Raw genomic sequence first — 18,370 nt, forward strand, 5'->3', positions numbered from 1 at the left:
CAGCTGATCGGGTCACGCAACCAAGCGCGCGGGCCCGGTACGGCGCCGGAACAGTGCGAGGTCGTCACCGGGCTACCGACTCGGACCGGCTCGCCGAGTGAAAGTTGCGACGAGTGCAGGCGATACAGACCGAAGCAGGAAAACGACCGCCTGGCAGCGGCAAGGCCGTCGTACGCGACACGGCGCGACTGGGCCTGATCGTCGGCGCGCTCGGCGTGGTGTTCGGCGACATCGGCACCAGCCCGATCTACACGATGCAGACCCTGTTCAACCCCGACGACCCGCACCCGGTGCCGCTGAACACCGAAAACGTCTACGGCGTCGTGTCCCTGGTCTTCTGGTCGGTCATCCTCATCGTCTCCGTCACCTACGTCTCGCTCGCGATGCGCGCGGACAACGACGGCGAGGGCGGGATCATGGCGCTGATCACCCTGCTCCAGCAGAAGCTCGCGAGCCGGGGCCGACGCACCGCGGTCTGGCTGGCGGCACTCGGCATATTCGGCGCCGCCCTGTTCCTCGGTGACAGCATGATCACACCGGCCATGTCCGTGCTGTCCGCGGTCGAGGGCCTCAAGGTCGTCGACCCGGGCATGGACGAGCTCATCATCCCGATCACCACGGCGATCATCGTGCTGCTGTTCCTCGGCCAGCGACGCGGTTCCGAGGCCGTCGGCAAGCTGTTCGGGCCGATCATGATCGTCTGGTTCCTCACCATCGGCTCGCTCGGAGTCGCCGGCATCGCCGACGAGCCGAACGTCCTGCGCGCGCTGTCGCCCACGTACGCCGTCGACTTCCTGGTCAACCACTTCGACGTCGCCTTCTTCGCCCTCGCGGCCGTCGTCCTGGCCTTCACCGGCGCCGAGGCGCTGTACGCGGACATGGGCCACTTCGGCCGCCGGTCGATCACCCGGGCCTGGACCTTCCTCGTCCTCCCGACCCTGGTCCTGAGCTACCTCGGACAGGCGGCCCTCATCCTGAAGGACCCCGCCAACGTGAACGGCTCCTTCTTCCTCCTGGCGCCCGAGTGGGGACGGGTACCGCTCGTCATCCTGGCCACCGCGGCCACCGTCATCGCCTCCCAGGCGGTGATCACCGGCGCCTTCTCCGTCGTCTCCCAGGCCGCCCAGCTCGGCTACCTCCCGCGGCTGCGCATCGCCCACACCTCCGAGAAGACGATCGGGCAGATCTACGTCCCGTGGATCAACTGGCTGCTGATGATCTCAGTGCTCGTCCTCGTCTTCGCGTTCCAGAGCTCAGCGGCGCTCACCTTCGCCTACGGGATGGCCGTCACCGCGACGATCACCATCACCACGATCCTCTTCTTCTACGTCGCCCGGCAGCGCTGGAAGGTGCCGCTGCCGGTGATCGTCGTCGGCGGCGGCATCCTGGTCACGATCGACCTGCTCTTCGTCGCCGCCAACATGACCAAGCTCATCCACGGCGCCTGGCTGCCGCTGCTGATCGGCCTGGTCGTCTTCGTGATCATGACGACCTGGCGGCGCGGGCGCGACGTCGTCACCGCGAGCCGCGAACGGCTGGAGGGCCCGCTGCAGCCCTTCATCGACGAACTGCAGACCGGGAAGGACGTGGCCGTCGTCCCGGGCACCGCGATCTTCCTCAACCGCTCGTCCACCACCGTGCCGCTGGCACTGCGGGCCAACGTCGAGCACAACCGGGTCCGCCACGAGCACGTCGCGATCGTGGCGATCCAGACCGTTCCGGTGCCCCGCGTACGGCCGCAGGACCGCGCCGTTGTCGACTCCCTCGGCCACGCCGAGGACGGAATCATCCTGGTGACCGTCAAGTTCGGCTACATGGAGGCGCCGAACGTCCCGGCCGCGCTGCGCCGCCTCGAGCCGGAGCAGACCGAGGGCCGGCTCGACCTCGACACCTGCACCTACTTCCTCTCCAAGATCGAGCTGACGCCCGGCCCGGAGAAGACCATGCCGACCTGGCGCAAGCACCTGTTCATCGCCACCTCGCACATCACGTCGAGCGCCGCGACCTTCTTCCAGCTGCCCCAGGACCGCACGGTGCTCATGGGCTCCAACATCGAGGTGTAGCGCCTCGCCACATCGCCCCGATTTCGCTGGCGATCGGCCGCCCGTGTACCGCAGACTCGGGCCGAGCACTTTTCAGACCGGAGGATGGTTTCCATGGTTGACCGGCCCTTGACGCTGATGGCGGTGCACGCCCACCCCGACGACGAAGCCACCGGAACAGGGGGTGTGCTGGCGCGGTACGCGGCGGAGGGGATCCGTACGGTCCTCGTCACCTGTACCGACGGCGCCTGCGGTGACGGACCGGGAGGCGTCAAGCCCGGCGAGCCCGGGCACGACCCGGCGGCCGTCGCCGCGATGCGCCGTGAGGAACTCCAGGCGAGCTGCGACGTCCTCAAGGTCACCCACCTGGAGACGCTGGACTACGCGGACTCCGGGATGATGGGCTGGGCGGCCAACGACGCGCCCGGCTCCTTCTGGCGGACGCCCGTCGAGGAGGGCGCCGCCCGCCTCGCCGAACTGCTCCGGCACTACCGGCCCGACGTGGTCGTGACCTACGACGAGAACGGCTTCTACGGCCACCCGGACCACATCCAGGCCAACCGCATCACGATGGCGGCCCTGGAGCTGACCGGGATGACGCCGAAGGTCTACTGGACGACCGCGCCGCGCTCGGCGATGCAGCGCTTCGGCGAGCTCATGCGCGAGTTCGGCTCCGACTGGGAGGAGGCGGACCCGGCCGAGGCGGAGGTGATGCCCGAGATAGGCCTCCCCGACGAGGAGATCACCACCTGGGTCGACACCACCGAGTTCGGCGGCCAGAAGTTCGACGCCCTGGCCGCGCACGCCAGTCAGGGCGAGAACATCTTCTTCCTGCGGATGGGCAAGGAGCGGTTCACCGAACTGATGGGCGTGGAGACCTTCGTCCGCGTCCAGGACACCACCGGCGCGGCCCTGCCGGAGAACGACCTCTTCGCCGGCCTGCGCTGATCCCCCTCGTGGCCCGTCCCGTGCCCCGACCCGGAAGGTCGGGGCACGGGACGAGCCATGTCACCGAGTTGCCGGGTCAACGCCCTGCCAGCCAAGCAGCCGGCCAGGCGGAACCGCCCGGGACGCGTCGCGCGTCGGAGCGTGCGTACGCCCGCCGACGCCGAGGCCGTGCGGGACAGCGGAACCGGGGGGCCGTCAAGATGCTGATCGTGCTCGTACTCTTCGGCGCGGGCTTCGGCCTGATCCTGATGGGCGTCCACAAGCTGCACACCGCGGTGCCCACCTGCTTCGGCCGGCCCATGTCGCCCGGGGACGTCTGCCACCCCCGTGCCGCCGGCTCCTTCGGCGAGGGCATGCCCGAGCCCCACGACTCCACCTATCAGGAGCAGTTGGACAACCTCACCAGCGGGGGCTGGACGGCCATCGTGATCGGTGTGGTCCTGCTGGCGGTGGCCCTCCTGGTCGCCGGCGTCTGGGCCGCCTCGGTCGTCCGCGAGAGCCGGGAGTCAACGACCCGGCCCTGAAGGACCGGGCTTGAGGTTAACCATGTGCCCGACGGGTCGCCCCACCGGTGGTCACCTCGTCTCAGCAGCGCTGGACGCTGCTGGGGCGGTTGACTGCGCCCCGCTGCCACGCATCAACCGCACGGTGGCGGATGTTGCGGGAGCCGTTGACATCCGCGTGCATAGTCGTCCCGCAGGAGCGGCACGCGAACGTGGCCTGGTCCACTCGGTTCCCTCTTTGGGTGTGCCAGCAAGCGGAACACTGACGGGAAGTGTGGGCCGGGTTGACGTGCACGACCGGCACGCCCGCCCTGCGGGCCTTGTACTCCACGAAGGCTCCGAGCTGGGCGAACGCCCAGGAGTGGAGGCGGTACCGCTGGTCGTGCTTGGCCTTGACCCTCTCGCGGATGCCCGTGAGGTCTTCCAGGGCGATCCCGCGCGAGGTGCGTTCAGCGGTGGTGACGAGAGTCTTGGAGATGCGGTGGTTGGCGTCGGTGGCGAACCGGGCCTCGCGGCGGCGGATCGCCTTCAACCGGCGTTTCGCGTTCTTGGTCTTCTTGGCCTGCAGCTTGGCCCGCAGGTAGCTCATCCGCTTGCGGTAGCGCTCCAGACGGCGCCCGGACATGACCGTGCCGTCGGAGGTGGTGGCGATGTTGACGATCCCGAGGTCCACGCCGAGCCAGCCAGCCGGTTCGAAGAGCGGAGGTTCGGGGATGTCGCAGGTCGCGAACAGATACCACTGACCTTCACGGACCACCAGATCCGATTCGCCCCGCCGGTGGTCGGCAAGCATCTTGAGCGCGTCCACAGAGCAGCGGAACCCGATGCCCTTCAACCGCCCGGCCGTTGTCCAGATGGACACGGTCCTCGTGTCGGTGTTCCACGTCAGCATCCGGTCATCGAACGGCTGCGCGGCATCGTCACGGAAGCTGATCGGCTTGGACTCGGCCTTGTTCCGTCGCTTCGACCCTTTCGGCCCCATGTTCCCGACCTTGAGGTTCGCCCGCAACGTGGCGTAGGCGTCGCAGACCTTCTTCACCGACCTGACGGTGGCCTGAGCTCCCAGGTCGTATTCGTCCTTGACGTGTCGGTACACCAGCGGCTGCAAGCCGTTGCGCCGGATCTCCTTCTTCTCGAAGGCGACGCGGGAGATGTGGTTCGCGGCCCGGTTGCACGCGCGCAGCGTCGCAGCGAGCGCGTCCGCCTGATACGGCGACGGCTCCAGCTTCACCCGGACAACGATCTTCACGCGAAAGAACGTAATTCGTGCAAAATCGAAAAATCAAACCGGAAGGTCAGAGCACATGGAAGAGAACTCCGCCGCTTCGCGGCTCCGATCCAAGGAGTCGATTCCTCCCCGGGCTGAAGCCCCGGGCTTCCTCGGCAGAATCAGGTGAAAGGCCCGTGCACGACCGGCCGGGAGCCCGTTTCGGCGGACCCCCCACGTGGCCGGAACTGTCCCCGGGATCTCCTACCATGACCGCCATGAACACAGCTGGGGCGGAACGACGCCTCGTCGACGGGCGCTTCGAACTGCTCCAGCAGCTCGGTGGCGGCGGCATGGGCCTGGTCTGGCGGGCCCGCGACAACGCACTGCACCGCGAAGTGGTCGTCCGGCGGACCCGGCGATGGCCGCGGCCGACCCGGACGGCGTCCGGGAGCTGCGCGAGCGGGTACTGCGCGAGGCCCGGGCGCTCGCCCGGCTGCAGCACCCCAACGTCGTGGTCATCCACCACATCGTCGACAGCCCGGAGCACCCCCACCCCTGGCTGGTGATGGAGCTGGTCAGCGGCGGCAGCCTCGCCGACCGACTGGCCCACGGCCCGCTCGCCACGGCCGACGCCGCCCGCATCGGGCGTGGCGTGCTGTCCGCGCTGCGCGCAGCGCACGCCGTCGGCGTCCAGCACCGGGACGTCAAGCCCGGCAACGTGCTGCTGCGCCCCGACGGCACCCCGGTACTCGCGGACTTCGGCATCGCGGCCATCCAGGACGCCACCGCGCTGACCGCGACCGGGGCGCTGATCGGCTCTCCCGAGTACATCGCACCGGAACGGATCCGCGGTCAGGAGGGCAACCCCTCCTCCGACCTGTGGTCGCTCGGCATGCTGCTCTACGTCGCCATCGAGGGCCGGCACCCGCTGCGCCGGGCGACCACCCTGGCCACCCTGGCCGCCGTCCTCGACGAGCCGCTGCCGCCCCCGAGCCGGGCCGGGCGGCTCGGGCCGCTGCTGGTCGCCCTGCTCGGCAAGGACCCGGCGCTGCGTCCGGACGCCGAGCAGCTCGACCGGGCGCTGGAGGAGGCCGAGTACGACACCGGGACCTTCCCGCTCGCCCCGCCTGCCCCACCGGCGCCGCCGGCCCCGCCGGCCCCGCAGGACCTGATACCCGCCGGTTTCCCGCCACCCCCGACCGTGGGCGCGCCCCCGACGGCGGCCTCCCGCCGGGGCCGCACCACGATCGCCGTGGTGGCGGCCGGCGCGGTGGTGCTCGCCGGCGCCGGGGCCCTCTACCTGAGCCGGCCCGGCACCGGCGCGGCGGCCGACGCGGCCAAGGCCCCGGGCAGCACGACCGGCGCCACGAGCCCCGTGTCCGGCAACCCGCAGCCCGCGACCTCGCAGTCCACCGCCGCCACGCCGACCTCCGTACCGACCGCCGTACCGGCCCCGACGGCCGCCGGGGCGACCCTGCTGACCCCGGACGGCGTGCGCCGCACCGTCGCGGCCCTGCAGCCCTACACGCCCGGCAACAAGGTCTTCGAGCTGACCGTCTACCCGGAGTACGCCATCGCCGAGGTGCCCGCCGCGGCCGGCCCCACGCTCTACGACCGGATCACGATCCGCGACGGCAAGGTCGACCGTGAGGCCGGCGGGGAGCTGAACGGCGACGAGAAGCCCATCGACCTGCAGCAGTACAGCTGGGACGTCCTGCCCGGCCTGCTCCAGCGCGCCCAGGACACCCTGAACGTCCCCCAGCCGACCACGCGCTACCTGCTCATCAACTCCGACATGTTCGACGGCACCCCCACCATCAAGGTCTACCTCGCCGACGACTACGGCACCGGCTACCTGGAGACGGACCCGAAGGGCACCACCAAGCGCACCTACGCCCGCGGCTCCTGACGGGTGCCCGAGCCGGGCGGGGCGCCGACGACACCCGCCGTCGACGCCCCGCCCGAGCCGGTGTCAGCAGATCCGCGGCAGCTGCTCGCCCATCGGCAGGTCGACCACCCGGGTGCCGCCGAACCCGGTGCGGGCGACGACCATCCCGGGGTGCTCCTCGACGCACTCGCCGATCACCACCGCCTCCGCGCCGAGCGGGTGGGCGCGCATCGCGGCGAGCACGGCGTCGGCCGCGCCACGCGGGACGAAGGCGACCAGCTTGCCCTCGTTGGCGATGTACATCGGGTCCAGGCCCAGCACCGCGCACGCGTTGGCCACCGGATCCGGGACGGGGACGGCGCGTTCGCTCAGCACCACGCCCACCCCGGCCGCTGCCGCGATCTCGTTGAGCGACGCGGCCAGCCCACCGCGGGTGGGGTCGCGCAGCACGTGCAGATCGGGCGTCACCGCGAGCATCGCCTCGACCAGCCCGCCGAGCGCCGCGCTGTCGCTGCGCACCTCGACGCCGAACTCCAGGCCCTCCCGGACGCTCATGATCGCCACTCCGTGCAGCCCGATCGGCCCGCTGAGGATCACCACGTCACCGGGGCGGGCCCGCTGCGGTCGGATGTCGACCCCGGCCGGGACGAGCCCGATGCCGGCGGTGTTCAGGTAGACGCCGTCCCCGTGCCCGGCCTCGACCACCTTGGTGTCGCCGGTGGCCACCTCGACCCCGGCGGTACGGGCGGCGGTGCCGAGCGCCCGGGCCACCCGGTCCACCACGGCCATCTCCACCCCCTCCTCCAGGATGAAGCCGCAGGACAGGTAGGCCGCCCGGGCCCCGCTCATGGCGAGGTCGTTGACCGTGCCGTTGACGGCGAGGTCGCCGATGCAGCCGCCGGGGAAGAACAGCGGCCGCACCACGTAGGAGTCGGTGGAGAAGGCGAGCCGGGCGCCACCCAGCTCCAGGACGGCGGAGTCGCCGAGCCCCTCCAGCGCCCGCCCGCCGAACGCGGGCGCGAAGAGGTTCTGCACCAGCTCGGCGGACATCGCCCCGCCACCCCCGTGCCCCATCACCACCCGGGGGTGGTCGCGCAGCGGCAGCGGGCAGCTCCAGCCGGAGAAGTCGGGCGCGGCCGACTGTTCCGCCAGCATCTCGGTGTCAGCCAACGGGACTCGCCTCCTGGGGCGTGACCGGCAAGCTCAGCCGCCGGTAGAGGTAGTACGCGGCGCAGGCCCCCTCGCTGGAGACCATCGTGGCGCCGAGCGGGGTGCGCGGGGTGCAGACCGTACCGAAGGCCTCACACTGGTGGGGCTTCAGCAGCCCCTGCAGCACCTCACCGGCCCGGCACTGGGCCGGTTCCCTGGTGGCGATCCCCGCGACGTCGAAGCGGTGCTCGGCGTCGTGGTCCCGGTAGTGCGGCGCCAGCCGCCAGCCGCTGCGCGGGATGACGCCGATGCCCCGCCAGGCGCGGTCGGTCACCTCGAAGACGTCCTCCAGCATGGCGCGGGCGGCCGGGTTGCCCTCGGCTCTGACGGCCCGCGGGTAGGCGTTGTCGACGGTGTGCTCCCCGCGCTCCAACTGCCGTACGGTGCGCCGGATGCCCTCCAGGATGTCCAGCGGTTCGAAGCCGGTGACGACGATCGGCACCCGGTGGCGCTCCGCGAGCGCCGGGTACTCGGCGGTGCCCATCACGCTGCACACGTGCCCGGCGGCGAGGAAGCCCTGGACCCGGCAGTCCGGCGAGTCCATGATCGCCTCGATGGCGGGCGGCACCCGGACGTGCGAGACCAGCATGCTGAAGTTGTGCAGGCCCTGCTTCCTGGCCAGGTGGACGGCCATGGCGTTCGGCGGGGCGGTGGTCTCGAAGCCGATGCCGAAGAAGACGACCTCCCGGTCCGGGTTCTCCCGGGCGATCCGCAGGGCGTCGAGCGGCGAGTACACCACCCGGACGTCGCCGCCCTCACCGCGGACCCGGAAGAGGTCCCGGTCGGTGCCGGGCACCCGCAGCATGTCCCCGAAGGAGCAGAAGATGACCTCCGGCCGGGCGGCGATCGCGAGCGCCCGGTCGATCACCTCCAGCGGGGTGACACACACCGGGCAGCCCGGTCCGTGGATCAACTCGACTTCTTCCGGCAGGAGTTGGTCGATGGCGTGCCGGATGATGCTGTGCGTCTGGCCGCCGCACACCTCCATCAGCGCCCACGGCCGGGTGACCGTCGCCCTGATGTCGGCGAGCAGGCCCGCCGCCAGCTCGGGGTTGCGGAACTCCTCCAGGTACTTCACCGTCCGGCCTCCTCAGCCGCTCGTGTCGCGTCCCACTCCCCCGCCGCCTCCCACGGGTCGCCGAACTCCTCCTGCAGGAGCCCGAGTTCCTCGAACAGCTCCAGGGTCCGCCGGGCCGACTCCTCGTCCAGTCGCTGGAGCGCGAAGCCCACGTGGACGATCGCGTACTCGCCCACCTCCAGGTCGGGCAGGTACTCCAGGCACACGTCCTTGACCACCCCGCCGAAGTCCATGACCGCCATCCGGGTCCCGTCCCGCTCCGCGATCTCCGTCACCCTGCCGGGCACTGCCAGGCACATCCGCTCTCACTCCTCCCGGGTGGCCGACGACCGGGCGGCCACCATCAGCTGGCCGAGCGCCAGCCCTCCGTCGTTGGGCGGCACCCGGCGGTGCCGTAGCACGGTGAAGCCGGCCGCTCCGAGGCCGCTCGCGCAGGCCGAGGAGAGCAGCGCGTTGGCGAAGACGCCGCCGCTGAGCGCCACCGTCGCGGTGCCGCACTCCGCCCGGACGGCCACGCAGATCCGCCGGACGGCATCGGCCACCCCGGCGTGGAAGCGCGCGGCGACCAGCCCGGCGGACGCGCCGGCGGCCACGTCCGCCACGACCCCGGCCAGCACCGGCCCGGGGTCGGCGATCCAACCGTCCGCCGCCGCCGACAGCCCGAACCCGTAGCCCGCCGCCGGGCCGTGACCGACCGCCGCCGCCTCCAGTTCGATCGCCGCCTGGGCCTCGTACCCGGCCCGGTGGCAGACCCCTGCGAGCGAGGACACCGCGTCGAAGAGCCGGCCCATGCTGGAGGTCGGCACGCAGTTCAGCCCGCGCTCCAACTGTCGCTCCAGAAGCCGGAGTTCCTCCTTCGGGCAGGCCTCGACCGGCGGCAGCCCGGGCGTCCAGGGCAGCCCGGCCGCACGCAGGTGCGCCAGCGCCGTCCGGTAGGGGCGCTCGACGGCGGCGTCCCCGCCCGGCAGCGGCACGTAGCCGAGGTGGGCGAGGCGGCGGAATCCGTCGTAGTCGGCCAGCAGCACCTCGCCGCCCCAGATCGCGCCGTCCTCGCCGTAGCCGGTGCCGTCGAAGGCCACCCCGAGCACCGGCCGGCCGCCGTCCAGGCCGTGTTCGGCCATCACCGCGGCGATGTGGGCGTGGTGGTGCTGCACCCGGCGCACCGGCCGGCCTGCGGCGGTCCGCTCGGCGTGCCGGACCGAGCGGTAGCCGGGGTGCCGGTCGGCGGCGAGCAGTTCGGGCCGCACCCCGCTGACCGTGCCGAGCTGCTCGACCGCGCGGTCGAAGGCGCGCAGCGTGGCCAGGTCGTCCATGTCGCCGATGTGCCCGGACAGCCAGGCGTAGCCGTCACGGGCCAGCGCGAAGCTGTTCTTCAGGTCGCCGCCGACCGCCAGCACCGGGCGGACGGGTACCGGCAGCGGGAGCGGCAGCGGGGCGTAGCCGCGCGAGCGGCGCAGCGGCAGCTGTTCGCCGTCCACCACCCGCACCACGGAGTCCTCGCACGGCACGTGGATCGGCCGGTCGTGGGTGAGCCAGCCGTCGACGAGCGGGGCGAGTCTGCTCAGCGCCTCCCGGTCGTCGGTGACGATCGGTTCGCCGGAGAGGTTGGCGCTGGTCATCACCAGCAGGTCCGGTCCGGGGGCGGCGAGGAGCAGGTGGTGCAGCGGCGTGTACGGGAGCATCACGCCGAGGTCGGGGCTGCCCGGGGCGACCGCCGCGAGTTCGGGCGTCGACGGGAGGGTGCGGCGCAGCAGGACGATCGGCCGTACCGGTCCGGCGAGCAGTTCCCGCTCGACCGGGCCGACCGGCAGCAGGCCCTCGACGGTGGCGAGGTCACGGGCCATCAGGGCGAAGGGCTTGTCGCCGCGCCGCTTGCGCCGACGCAGCAGGGCGACGGCTTCGGCGTGGCGCGCGTCGCAGGCGAGGTGGTAGCCGCCGATGCCCTTGACGGCGAGGATCGCCCCGTCGGCCAGCAGCCGGCGGGCCTCGGTGAGCGCCTCCTCCCCCGTCCGCCCGGCGGTTCCGGGGACGGTCAGCGCGAGTCGCGGCCCGCAGGCGTGGCAGGCGACGGGCTGGGCGTGGAACCGGCGGTCGGCGGGGTCGGTGTACTCCCGCTCGCAGTCCGCGCACATCGCGAAGCCGGCCATGGTGGTGTTGGCGCGGTCGTACGGCAGGCCGGTGACGATGGTGTGCCGGGGGCCGCAGTTGGTGCAGCTGATGAACGGGTGCCGGTGGCGCCGGTCCGCCGGGTCGGCGAGTTCGGCCAGGCAGTCGGCGCAGACGGCGACGTCCGGCGGGATCAGGGTGGCGCGGGTGCCGCCGGCGCGGGAGGGGGTGATGGTGAAGCCGCTGGCGCCGGTCGCGGCGAGCGGCGCGTGTTCGACCGAGGCCACCTGGGCGAGCGGCGGCGCGTCGCTGGCCACCCGCAGGCAGAAGGCGTCCAGGGCTTCCCGGCTGCCCTCGATCTCGGCCAGCACGCCCTCGCCGGTGTTGGTGACGCTGCCGGCCAGCCCGAGTTCGCCGGCCAGCGTGAAGACGAACGGCCGGAAGCCGACCCCCTGCACGAGACCTCGGACGGCGACCCGCCGCCGCTCGCGGTCGAGTGCCGGGCGGCCGGCCGTCACCGGGGCGCCTGCGCCGCGTGGTGGTGACCCCCGTGCGAGTGCCCGTGCCCGTGCCCGTGGGCGGCGGCGGCCATCACCGGCCGGTGCGGCTCGGCGCCGTCCAGCACGGCCAGCGCCCGGTCCAGCAGCGCCCCGACGCCGTCACCGGTGCGGGCCGAGGTGTGCACCACCTCCACGCCGGGGTTGACGCGCTGGACGTTCGCCAGGAACGCCGCCTCGTCGAACTCGGCGGCCGCGGCGAGGTCCGCCTTGGTCACCAGCACCAGGTTGGCCAGCCCGAACGCGGTCGGGTACTTGAGCGGCTTGTCCTCGCCCTCGGTCACCGAGGCCAGCACCACCCGCAGCGATTCGCCGAGGTCGTAGGAGGCCGGGCAGACCAGGTTGCCGACGTTCTCCACGAACAGCAGCCGGCAGTCCTGGGGCAGCCAGCCGTCCAGGTGCCCGGCGAGCATCCGCGCCTCCAGGTGGCAGAGCCCGTCGGTGAGCACCTGCTTCACCGGTGCGCCCGAACGGGCCAGCCGCAGCGCGTCGTTCTCGGTGGCGAGGTCGGCGGTGAGCGCGGCAACCGCCACCCCGCGCCGTCGGGCCAGCCCCAACTCGGCCTCCAGCAGGGCGGTTTTGCCGCTGCCGGGGCTGGACAGCAGGTTCACCGCCACCGTCCCCCGGGCGGTGAGCGCTGTCCGCAGTTCGCGGGCGCTGTCGTCGTTGCGGGCGAGGACCGCCTGGCGCAGGTCGACCGTCTGGCACATCGCGTCAGCCTTTCTGTTCCGCCGGTGCGCCCGGGCGCCCGGCCCATTCGACGGCGAGGATCTGGAGCTCGCGCCCGGACAGCAGCTCCACTCCGCCGCCTCCGGAGCAGCTCGGGCAGCCGAGGTCGGGCGGCATGCCGACGGCCCACTCGACGGCGCAGGGCGCGCACCGGGCCCGCCCCGCGACGGTCTCGGTGTCCAGCACCGCGCCCTCCACCAGCGTTCCGGCACAGGCCAGTTCGAAGCAGAAGTCGAGGGCCTCGGCCACGACCCCGGCCAACTCGCCCACCTGCAGCCGCACCCGCGCCACCCCGGGGGCCCCGTGGTCGCGCGCGGCCGCCTCCACCTGCTCGACGACGGCGGCGGCGATCGACATCTCGTGCATCGGTCTCTTCCCACGGCGGGCGGCAACGGGCCCCATTACAGGGGGCGGTGGCGGCCACGGCCCGAAGCCGCGCCGCCACCGCGCCCGGGGCTGCACCGTTCGCAGCAATCCGGGCCTCACATCCGCGAGATCTTCAGGTACCGCTTGAGGTCCGGCAGGCTCTGCCAGACCAGCGCGCCGATCCCCGCCAACAGGGCCGCGCAGAACAGCTTCCTCAGCATGGTGTTGTCTCCCTCTCCGGCTGCGTGGCCTCGTCCACGACCCGCAGGACCACTTGGACCGCCACCTCGACGGCGGCGGCGACGGGCTCGCTCAGCCCGATGCCCTCCTCCAGCGACGCCGGCTCGCAGCCGACCACCAGCACCCGCCCGGGCGGCTCGCCGCCGGTGCCGGCGGCGAGCGTGGCGAGCAGTGCGAGCACGGCGTCCGGCCCCATCCGGTGCCCGTCCAGCACCGGCACCTCCAGCGGCTCGGCGGCCGCCTCGATGAGGTGGACGGTGCCGGGCGCCCCGCCGCGGCAGGTGGCGTCCACCAGCACGGCGGTCCGGTAGCCGTCGAGCAGCCGGTACGCGAGGTCCACGCCGCGTACGCCGACGTCGACCACCTCGACGCCCTCGGGCAGCGGGTGGGCGGACAGCCGCCGGACGGTCTCGACCCCGAACCCGTCGTCGCCGAGGAAGATGTTGCCCACCCCGGCGACCAGCACGGCCCCGCCCGTCACGGCTCCTCCAGCGGCGTGACCTCGTCGGGCTGGAAGTAGCGGAAGCGTCCCTGTGCCCGCCACAGGTCCGCGCCCGGGTCGTCCTCGACGGTGACGGCCAGGTGCACCGAACCGTCGACGTCGTGCAGCACCGCCTCGACGACACCGGTGCGCCCGTCCAGGAAGAGGTCCTGGGCGTCGGTGCGCCGCCGTCCGGGCCGCAGCAGCACCCGGCTGCCGGCGCCCACCGGGCAGCCGTCGACCAGCACCCGGTCCCGCTCGGGGTCAACCTGCGGGTCGTTGCCCGGGTCCCACCAGGGCTGCTCCGCGTCGCCGGCGCCGCCGGTGATCTCACGCAGCCCGCGGATGGCCCCGTGCAGGCGCTCCAGCACCTCCGGCGGCATGGACTCCGCGAGGTCGATCACCGCCCCGGCCCGCTCGTCGGTGCCCCTGGCCTCCCGCTTCTCGTCCTCGGTCAGGGCCGCCGTCCGCAGCGCCAGGATCTCGTCGATCTCGGTGGCGTCGTACAGGGTGCCGAGGCTCTCCGGGGCGATCCGCGGGTGGTCCTCCAGAATGATCGGCGAGGACAGCATCACCCGGGACCCGCCCTCCGGTCCCGCCAGGACGGGCCAGGTGCGCTCGTTGCGGCAGCGTTCGACGGCCGGCCGGGCCCACTCCGGCGGGTCGGTGACCGACAGGAACCGGCCGTGCTCCAGCCCGAGCAGCAGGTGGACGGAGACCAGGGAGCGCGGCAGCGCCTCCTCGCGTCCGGCCTGCTGCTCCGGCGTCCAGTCGGAGGCGTTCTCCACCACCGCCGTCAGCCGCTGCGCCCGGTACGGGCCGGGCAGCTCCTCGACCGTCAACCGCACCAGGCCGTCGATCTGTTCGCGCCGCCGCAGCAGCCGTCCGACGGCGGTGCCGTCCTCGTTCAGCAGCTCCGTGCTGCCGACGCCCGGCAGCCGGAACCCCCGCTGCACGCCTTCGTCGATCAACTCGTCGACAGGCAGGAGGAGTTCGATCCGCTCCTCGACGCCCTCGTCCCATTCGACGAGTACCCGGTCGGCGAGTTCCAGCCGCTCCACGGGCTCGAACCCACCGGTGGCGGTGGCCCGTTCGACGGTGCGGCGCTGGACCCGCAGGAAGCGCAGCTCGACCGCCAGCCGGTCGTCACCGCGCGCCTCCATCACGCATTCGGTGCGCTGGTGGGAGTGCTCGCCGCCCTGCCTGGTGTACTCCGGCGGTACCAGGACGCCGAACTGCCAGCGCAGCTGGTTCTTGGCCGCCGACGCACGGTACGGGTACAGCACGTAGCCTTCCAGCAGCACCGCGTCGGCGATCTGCCGGGCGGCCGCGAAGCCGCGCTCGATCCCGTCGGGGAATCCGCTCACCGGGCCCCCTCCCCGACCGTCGCCGCGGCCAGCAGTTGCCGCACCGTCGCCTCCCAGGAGGGCAGGGCCCGCCGGGAGCGGTAGGCCAGCAGGTCGTCCATGACGTCCTCCGGCAGGCGCAGCCAGCCGCAGCCGGGGAAGTGCTGGTCGATCGCCTCCCGCCAGACCCGCACCGGCATCCGCACCCGGGCCTCCCGGTCCCAGGGCACGGGGGTGACCTGGAAGCCGCCGGGGCCGGCGAAGGCGGTGCCGGAGAAGAGCAGCAGCAGCGGCACCTCGCCGCCGTCCAGGGCCCGGAAGTAGCGGGCGGAGGCCACCTCCAGGTCGTAGCCGCACGGCACCGCGAGGTCGGCCTCGGTCTCGCCGGTGAAGCCGGGCACCAGCAGGGGCACGGTGGCGAACTGGATCGGGTTGAGCGTGCTCGACCAGCGCTCCCGCTCGCCGAACAGGTCGCTCAGCCGCCCGCCCTCCCCGGTGGCGTAAGACCGCCGGCCCGGTTCGATCCTCAGCTGGCACTGGAGGGCGAGGGCGTGCACCCGGATGTCGGCCGGCGCCGTGATCCGCAGCCGGAACACCAGGGTCGGCGCGGCCGCGTACGGGTCGGACCGCACGCCGGTACAGCTGAAGCCGAGCGCCGTCACGCCGTCACCGCCGCGGGCAACGGGCGGGCCCGGGCGGCCAACCGCTCGAAGAAGACGTCGAGTTCGGCCCGCACCTCGGCCCCGCCGTCGAAGCCGTGCCAGCACTGCCGCAGCCGGCCGACCAGCTCGTAGCAGAGGTCGATCGGCACCAGGAAGCACTCGACCCGCCGGTCGGTGCGGCGCAGCAGCAGTGCCTCCACGTCCGGTTCCAGGGCTGCGGCCAGCCGGCTGCCGCCGAGGGCGCGTTCCCAGGCCTCCTCGTCCACCTCGCTCTCGGTGGCGCCGGCCGGACCGGGATAGAACGCGAGCACCCGGTCCAGCACGGCGTCACGGAACAGGAACGCGGTGCCGACCGGGATCCCCAGCACCGACCAGGCCCGTTCGTCCACCGCACCGTCCGGGTCCACCAGGCAGCGGTCCGGCACGCTGCGGTAGCGGCCGCCGGCCGCGCCGGGCTGCTGGAACAGCAGGCCGCAGGCGGTGCAGGCACAGGCCAGGGAGCGGTCCTCGACGTCCACCAGATGGCGGTGGCCGGCGGCCAGGTCCCGGCCGCAGAAGGCGCACTGCTCGGGCCGCGGCGGCGCCGGCTCGCGCAGTCGGCGCAGCAGGGCGGTCCCGTCGCGGGAGACCCTTCGGGTGTTCACCGCGCCTCCGCGGGCAGCGGCGGGCGGGTGCCGATCTGGAGCAACTGCGGGGCGCGCTCCAGCTCCAGGGCCGTCACCTCGGGCGCGTGGCAGGCGAGGACGGCCTCGACGTCCTGCTCCCCGCAGCCGCAGCCGGAGGCGGTCCGGCGCAGCCGCAGGGTGCCGGTGGCCGGTTCGAAGCCGAGCACCTCGATCCGCTCGGGCAGGGCGGCGAGCGCGCGGTCGATCCGGGCGGTGACGTCCTCGGGGTGCAGGTCGTGCAGGAGCAGCAGCCCGGCCACGGCGGGGTCGTCCAGCATCCGCTCCAGGGCGGGCGGGGGAAGGGCCGGGACGAGCCTGCTCAGGCCCTCGCCGTAGAACTCCATCAGGTCGCGGACCAGTTGCTCGCCCGCCCGCTCGGCGCCGCTGTCGGCCAGGGCGTCCAGCGCCTCCTGGATCCGCAGCCCGGTCTGCTCGGCCGTCATGCGGTGAGCCCGCTCAGGCCGGTGGGCACGTGCATGGTCTGCAGGGTGCGCCCGTTGCCGACGTACATGTGCACCCCGCAGGGCAGGCAGGGGTCGAAGCTGCGCACCGCGCGCATGATGTCGATGCCCTTGAAGTTCTCCGGGGAGTTCTCCTCGAAGATCGGCGTGTTCTGCACCGCGTCCTCGTACGGGCCGGGCGTGCCGTAACTGTCGCGGACGCTCGCGTTCCACGGGGTGGGCGGGTACGGGTGGTAGTTGGCGATCTTGCCGTCGCGGATCACCATGTGGTGCGAGAGCACGCCGCGCACGGCCTCGGTGAAGCCGCAGCCGATCGACTCGTCCGGCACCTCGAAGCGCTCCCAGGTCTGGCTGCGCCCGGCGCGGACCTCGTCGAGCGCCTTCTCGGCGAAGTGCAGGGCGGCGGCGGCCGCGTACGCCTGGAAGTAGGTGCGGGCGCGATTGCGCTCGATGGCGTTGCTCCACTGCGGGATCTTCCACTCGAAGGTGACCTCGGGCTTGGTCATCGAGCGGGGCAGGTTGATCCGGACACTGTGGCCGGTGGCCTTGATGTAGCTGATGTCGACCAGCCCGGACAGGGCGGTGGACCACAGGCGGGCGATCGGGCCGCCGCCGGTGTCGAGGGCGAGGTGCTCCTTGCCGTCGAACCAGCGCGGGGACATCACCCAGCTGTACTTGTCGTCGAAGTTGCGCTTCTGCGGCTGCGGGATGGTGTGCTGGTTCCACGGGTGCCGGGGGTCGACGGGGTTGCCCAGCGGGTCGTGGGTGACGAAGAGTTCCTTGCCCTGCCAGTCCTCGTAGTAGGAGCTGCCGAGCAGGATCCGGATGCCGAGGTTGATCTGCGTCAGGTCGTTGGTGACGAGCTTGCCGTCCACGATGACACCGGGGGTGACGAACATCTTGCGACCCCAGTCCGTCATGTTGCGGTAGGTGAAGTCGCAGTGGTCCGGGTCGTTGAGGCTGCCCCAGCAGCCGAGCAGGATCCGGCGCCGGCCGACCTCCTCGTAACCCGGCAGCGCCTGGTAGAAGAAGTCGAAAAGGTCGTCGTGCAGCGGCACGACCTTCTTCATGAACTCGACGTAGCGCATCAGCCGGGTCAGGTAGTCGGTGAACAGCTGCACCGTCGCGACCGTGCCGACGCCGCCCGGGTAGAGCGTGGAGGGGTGCACGTGGCGGCCCTCCATCAGGCAGAACATCTCCCGGGTGTACCGGCTGACCTGGAGCGCCTCGCGGTAGAACTCGCCCTCGATCGGGTTGAGCGAGCGCATGATGTCGGCGATGGTCTTGTACCCGTGGTCGCGGGCGTGCGGGGCCTCGGTGCGCTCGGCCAGCTCCAGAACGCCGGGGTTGGTCTCACGGACCATCTTCTCGCAGTAGTCGACCCCGACCAGGTTCTCCTGGAAGATGTTGTGGTCGAACATGTACTCGGCGGCCTCGCCGAGGTTGATGATCCACTCGCCGAGGTGTGGGGGCTTCACCCCGTACGCCATGTTCTGGGTGTAGACCGAACAGGTGGCGTGGTTGTCGCCGCAGATCCCGCAGATCCGGCTGGTGATGAAGTGCGCGTCGCGCGGGTCCTTGCCGCGCATGAAGACGCTGTAGCCGCGGAAGACCGAGGAGGTGCTGTAGCACTCCGCGACCTTCTTCTGCTTGAAGTCGATCTTCGTGTGGATGCCCAGGCTGCCCACGATCCGGGTGATCGGGTCCCAGGACATCTCCGTCAGGCCACTGCCGTCGCCGGCCGCCCTGGTCGTCGGTGTTGCCATCGTGTCTGCGTGTCCTTGTCTACGGGGTCTAGGGGGTCTACGGGATCTACGAGGTCTACGAGGTCTACGAGCGGGGCGGAGGTCGACGGGGCCGCACACCGGGGCGGTGTGCG

At 72.3% G+C, this 18,370-nt stretch carries 17 protein-coding genes and 1 pseudogene; 4 read left to right on the top strand and 14 right to left on the bottom strand.

What is annotated here, in order from left to right; genetic code table 11:
* Nucleotides 1–113 precede the first annotated feature (113 nt).
* From ACGF12_RS13410 to ACGF12_RS13420, 3 genes are all read left to right on the top strand, one after another.
* Nucleotides 114–2,063, top strand: coding sequence for a potassium transporter Kup (locus tag ACGF12_RS13410; protein ID WP_393028431.1), 1,950 nt, complete (start codon nucleotides 114–116; stop codon nucleotides 2,061–2,063).
* A 93-nt stretch (nucleotides 2,064–2,156) separates the two neighbouring features.
* The gene (locus ACGF12_RS13415; RefSeq protein ID WP_393028432.1) at nucleotides 2,157–2,990 is read left to right on the top strand and encodes a PIG-L family deacetylase; all 834 of its coding nucleotides are present in this window, start codon (nucleotides 2,157–2,159) and stop codon (nucleotides 2,988–2,990) included.
* A 209-nt stretch (nucleotides 2,991–3,199) separates the two neighbouring features.
* The gene (locus tag ACGF12_RS13420; RefSeq protein ID WP_393028433.1) at nucleotides 3,200–3,514 is read left to right on the top strand and encodes a hypothetical protein; all 315 of its coding nucleotides are present in this window, start codon (nucleotides 3,200–3,202) and stop codon (nucleotides 3,512–3,514) included.
* Nucleotides 3,515–3,575: 61 nt separating this feature from the next.
* Here the strand turns inward: ACGF12_RS13420 and ACGF12_RS13425 are convergent, their stop codons facing one another.
* Nucleotides 3,576–4,742 (bottom strand): RNA-guided endonuclease InsQ/TnpB family protein, encoded by a 1,167-nt coding sequence (locus tag ACGF12_RS13425; protein ID WP_393028434.1) that lies wholly within the window; start codon nucleotides 4,740–4,742, stop codon nucleotides 3,576–3,578.
* A 236-nt stretch (nucleotides 4,743–4,978) separates the two neighbouring features.
* Between ACGF12_RS13425 and ACGF12_RS13430 the strand changes: the two are divergent.
* Nucleotides 4,979–6,612: pseudogene (locus ACGF12_RS13430) on the top strand (serine/threonine-protein kinase).
* A 63-nt stretch (nucleotides 6,613–6,675) separates the two neighbouring features.
* Here ACGF12_RS13430 and hypE read toward each other — a convergent pair.
* From hypE to ACGF12_RS13495, 13 genes are all read right to left on the bottom strand, one after another.
* Entirely contained in the window at nucleotides 6,676–7,746 is a 1,071-nt protein-coding gene (hypE, locus tag ACGF12_RS13435; protein ID WP_393028465.1) for a hydrogenase expression/formation protein HypE, read from the bottom strand.
* 7 nt (nucleotides 7,747–7,753) lie between these two features.
* Nucleotides 7,754–8,878 carry a hydrogenase formation protein HypD gene (gene hypD / locus ACGF12_RS13440; RefSeq protein WP_393028435.1) on the bottom strand — a complete coding sequence of 375 codons (1,125 nt, stop codon included), beginning with the start codon at nucleotides 8,876–8,878 and terminating at the stop codon, nucleotides 7,754–7,756.
* Nucleotides 8,875–9,177, bottom strand: a complete 303-nt coding sequence (locus tag ACGF12_RS13445) for a HypC/HybG/HupF family hydrogenase formation chaperone (protein ID WP_387628293.1) — start codon at nucleotides 9,175–9,177, stop codon at nucleotides 8,875–8,877. Before ACGF12_RS13445 ends, hypD begins: the two co-directional genes overlap by 4 nt.
* Before the next feature lie 6 nt (nucleotides 9,178–9,183).
* Entirely contained in the window at nucleotides 9,184–11,502 is a 2,319-nt protein-coding gene (gene hypF / locus ACGF12_RS13450; protein ID WP_393028436.1) for a carbamoyltransferase HypF, read from the bottom strand.
* A complete protein-coding gene (hypB, locus tag ACGF12_RS13455; protein ID WP_393028437.1) occupies nucleotides 11,499–12,251 on the bottom strand; it encodes a hydrogenase nickel incorporation protein HypB in 753 nt (250 codons plus the stop codon). The genes hypF and hypB overlap by 4 nt, the downstream gene beginning before the upstream one ends.
* A 4-nt stretch (nucleotides 12,252–12,255) precedes the next feature.
* Nucleotides 12,256–12,636, bottom strand: coding sequence for a hydrogenase maturation nickel metallochaperone HypA (locus ACGF12_RS13460; RefSeq protein WP_393028438.1), 381 nt, complete (start codon nucleotides 12,634–12,636; stop codon nucleotides 12,256–12,258).
* 116 nt (nucleotides 12,637–12,752) lie between these two features.
* A complete protein-coding gene (locus tag ACGF12_RS13465) occupies nucleotides 12,753–12,857 on the bottom strand; it encodes a DUF6893 family small protein (protein WP_387933688.1) in 105 nt (34 codons plus the stop codon).
* Nucleotides 12,851–13,357, bottom strand: coding sequence for a hydrogenase maturation protease (locus tag ACGF12_RS13470; protein ID WP_393028439.1), 507 nt, complete (start codon nucleotides 13,355–13,357; stop codon nucleotides 12,851–12,853). Before ACGF12_RS13470 ends, ACGF12_RS13465 begins: the two co-directional genes overlap by 7 nt.
* Nucleotides 13,354–14,724: a hypothetical protein gene (locus ACGF12_RS13475; RefSeq protein ID WP_393028440.1), complete on the bottom strand. Its 1,371-nt coding sequence runs from the start codon at nucleotides 14,722–14,724 to the stop codon at nucleotides 13,354–13,356. The genes ACGF12_RS13470 and ACGF12_RS13475 overlap by 4 nt, the downstream gene beginning before the upstream one ends.
* Entirely contained in the window at nucleotides 14,721–15,365 is a 645-nt protein-coding gene (locus tag ACGF12_RS13480; RefSeq protein ID WP_393028441.1) for a DUF6084 family protein, read from the bottom strand. The genes ACGF12_RS13475 and ACGF12_RS13480 overlap by 4 nt, the downstream gene beginning before the upstream one ends.
* The gene (locus ACGF12_RS13485; RefSeq protein WP_393028442.1) at nucleotides 15,362–16,009 is read right to left on the bottom strand and encodes a DUF5947 family protein; all 648 of its coding nucleotides are present in this window, start codon (nucleotides 16,007–16,009) and stop codon (nucleotides 15,362–15,364) included. The genes ACGF12_RS13480 and ACGF12_RS13485 overlap by 4 nt, the downstream gene beginning before the upstream one ends.
* A complete protein-coding gene (locus ACGF12_RS13490; protein ID WP_387628272.1) occupies nucleotides 16,006–16,473 on the bottom strand; it encodes a thioredoxin in 468 nt (155 codons plus the stop codon). Before ACGF12_RS13490 ends, ACGF12_RS13485 begins: the two co-directional genes overlap by 4 nt.
* Nucleotides 16,470–18,257: a nickel-dependent hydrogenase large subunit gene (locus tag ACGF12_RS13495; protein WP_393028443.1), complete on the bottom strand. Its 1,788-nt coding sequence runs from the start codon at nucleotides 18,255–18,257 to the stop codon at nucleotides 16,470–16,472. Before ACGF12_RS13495 ends, ACGF12_RS13490 begins: the two co-directional genes overlap by 4 nt.
* Nucleotides 18,258–18,370 lie beyond the last annotated feature (113 nt).

The sequence above is a fragment of the Kitasatospora sp. NPDC048296 genome, from assembly GCF_043201815.1.
Lineage (GTDB): Bacteria > Actinomycetota > Actinomycetes > Streptomycetales > Streptomycetaceae > Kitasatospora.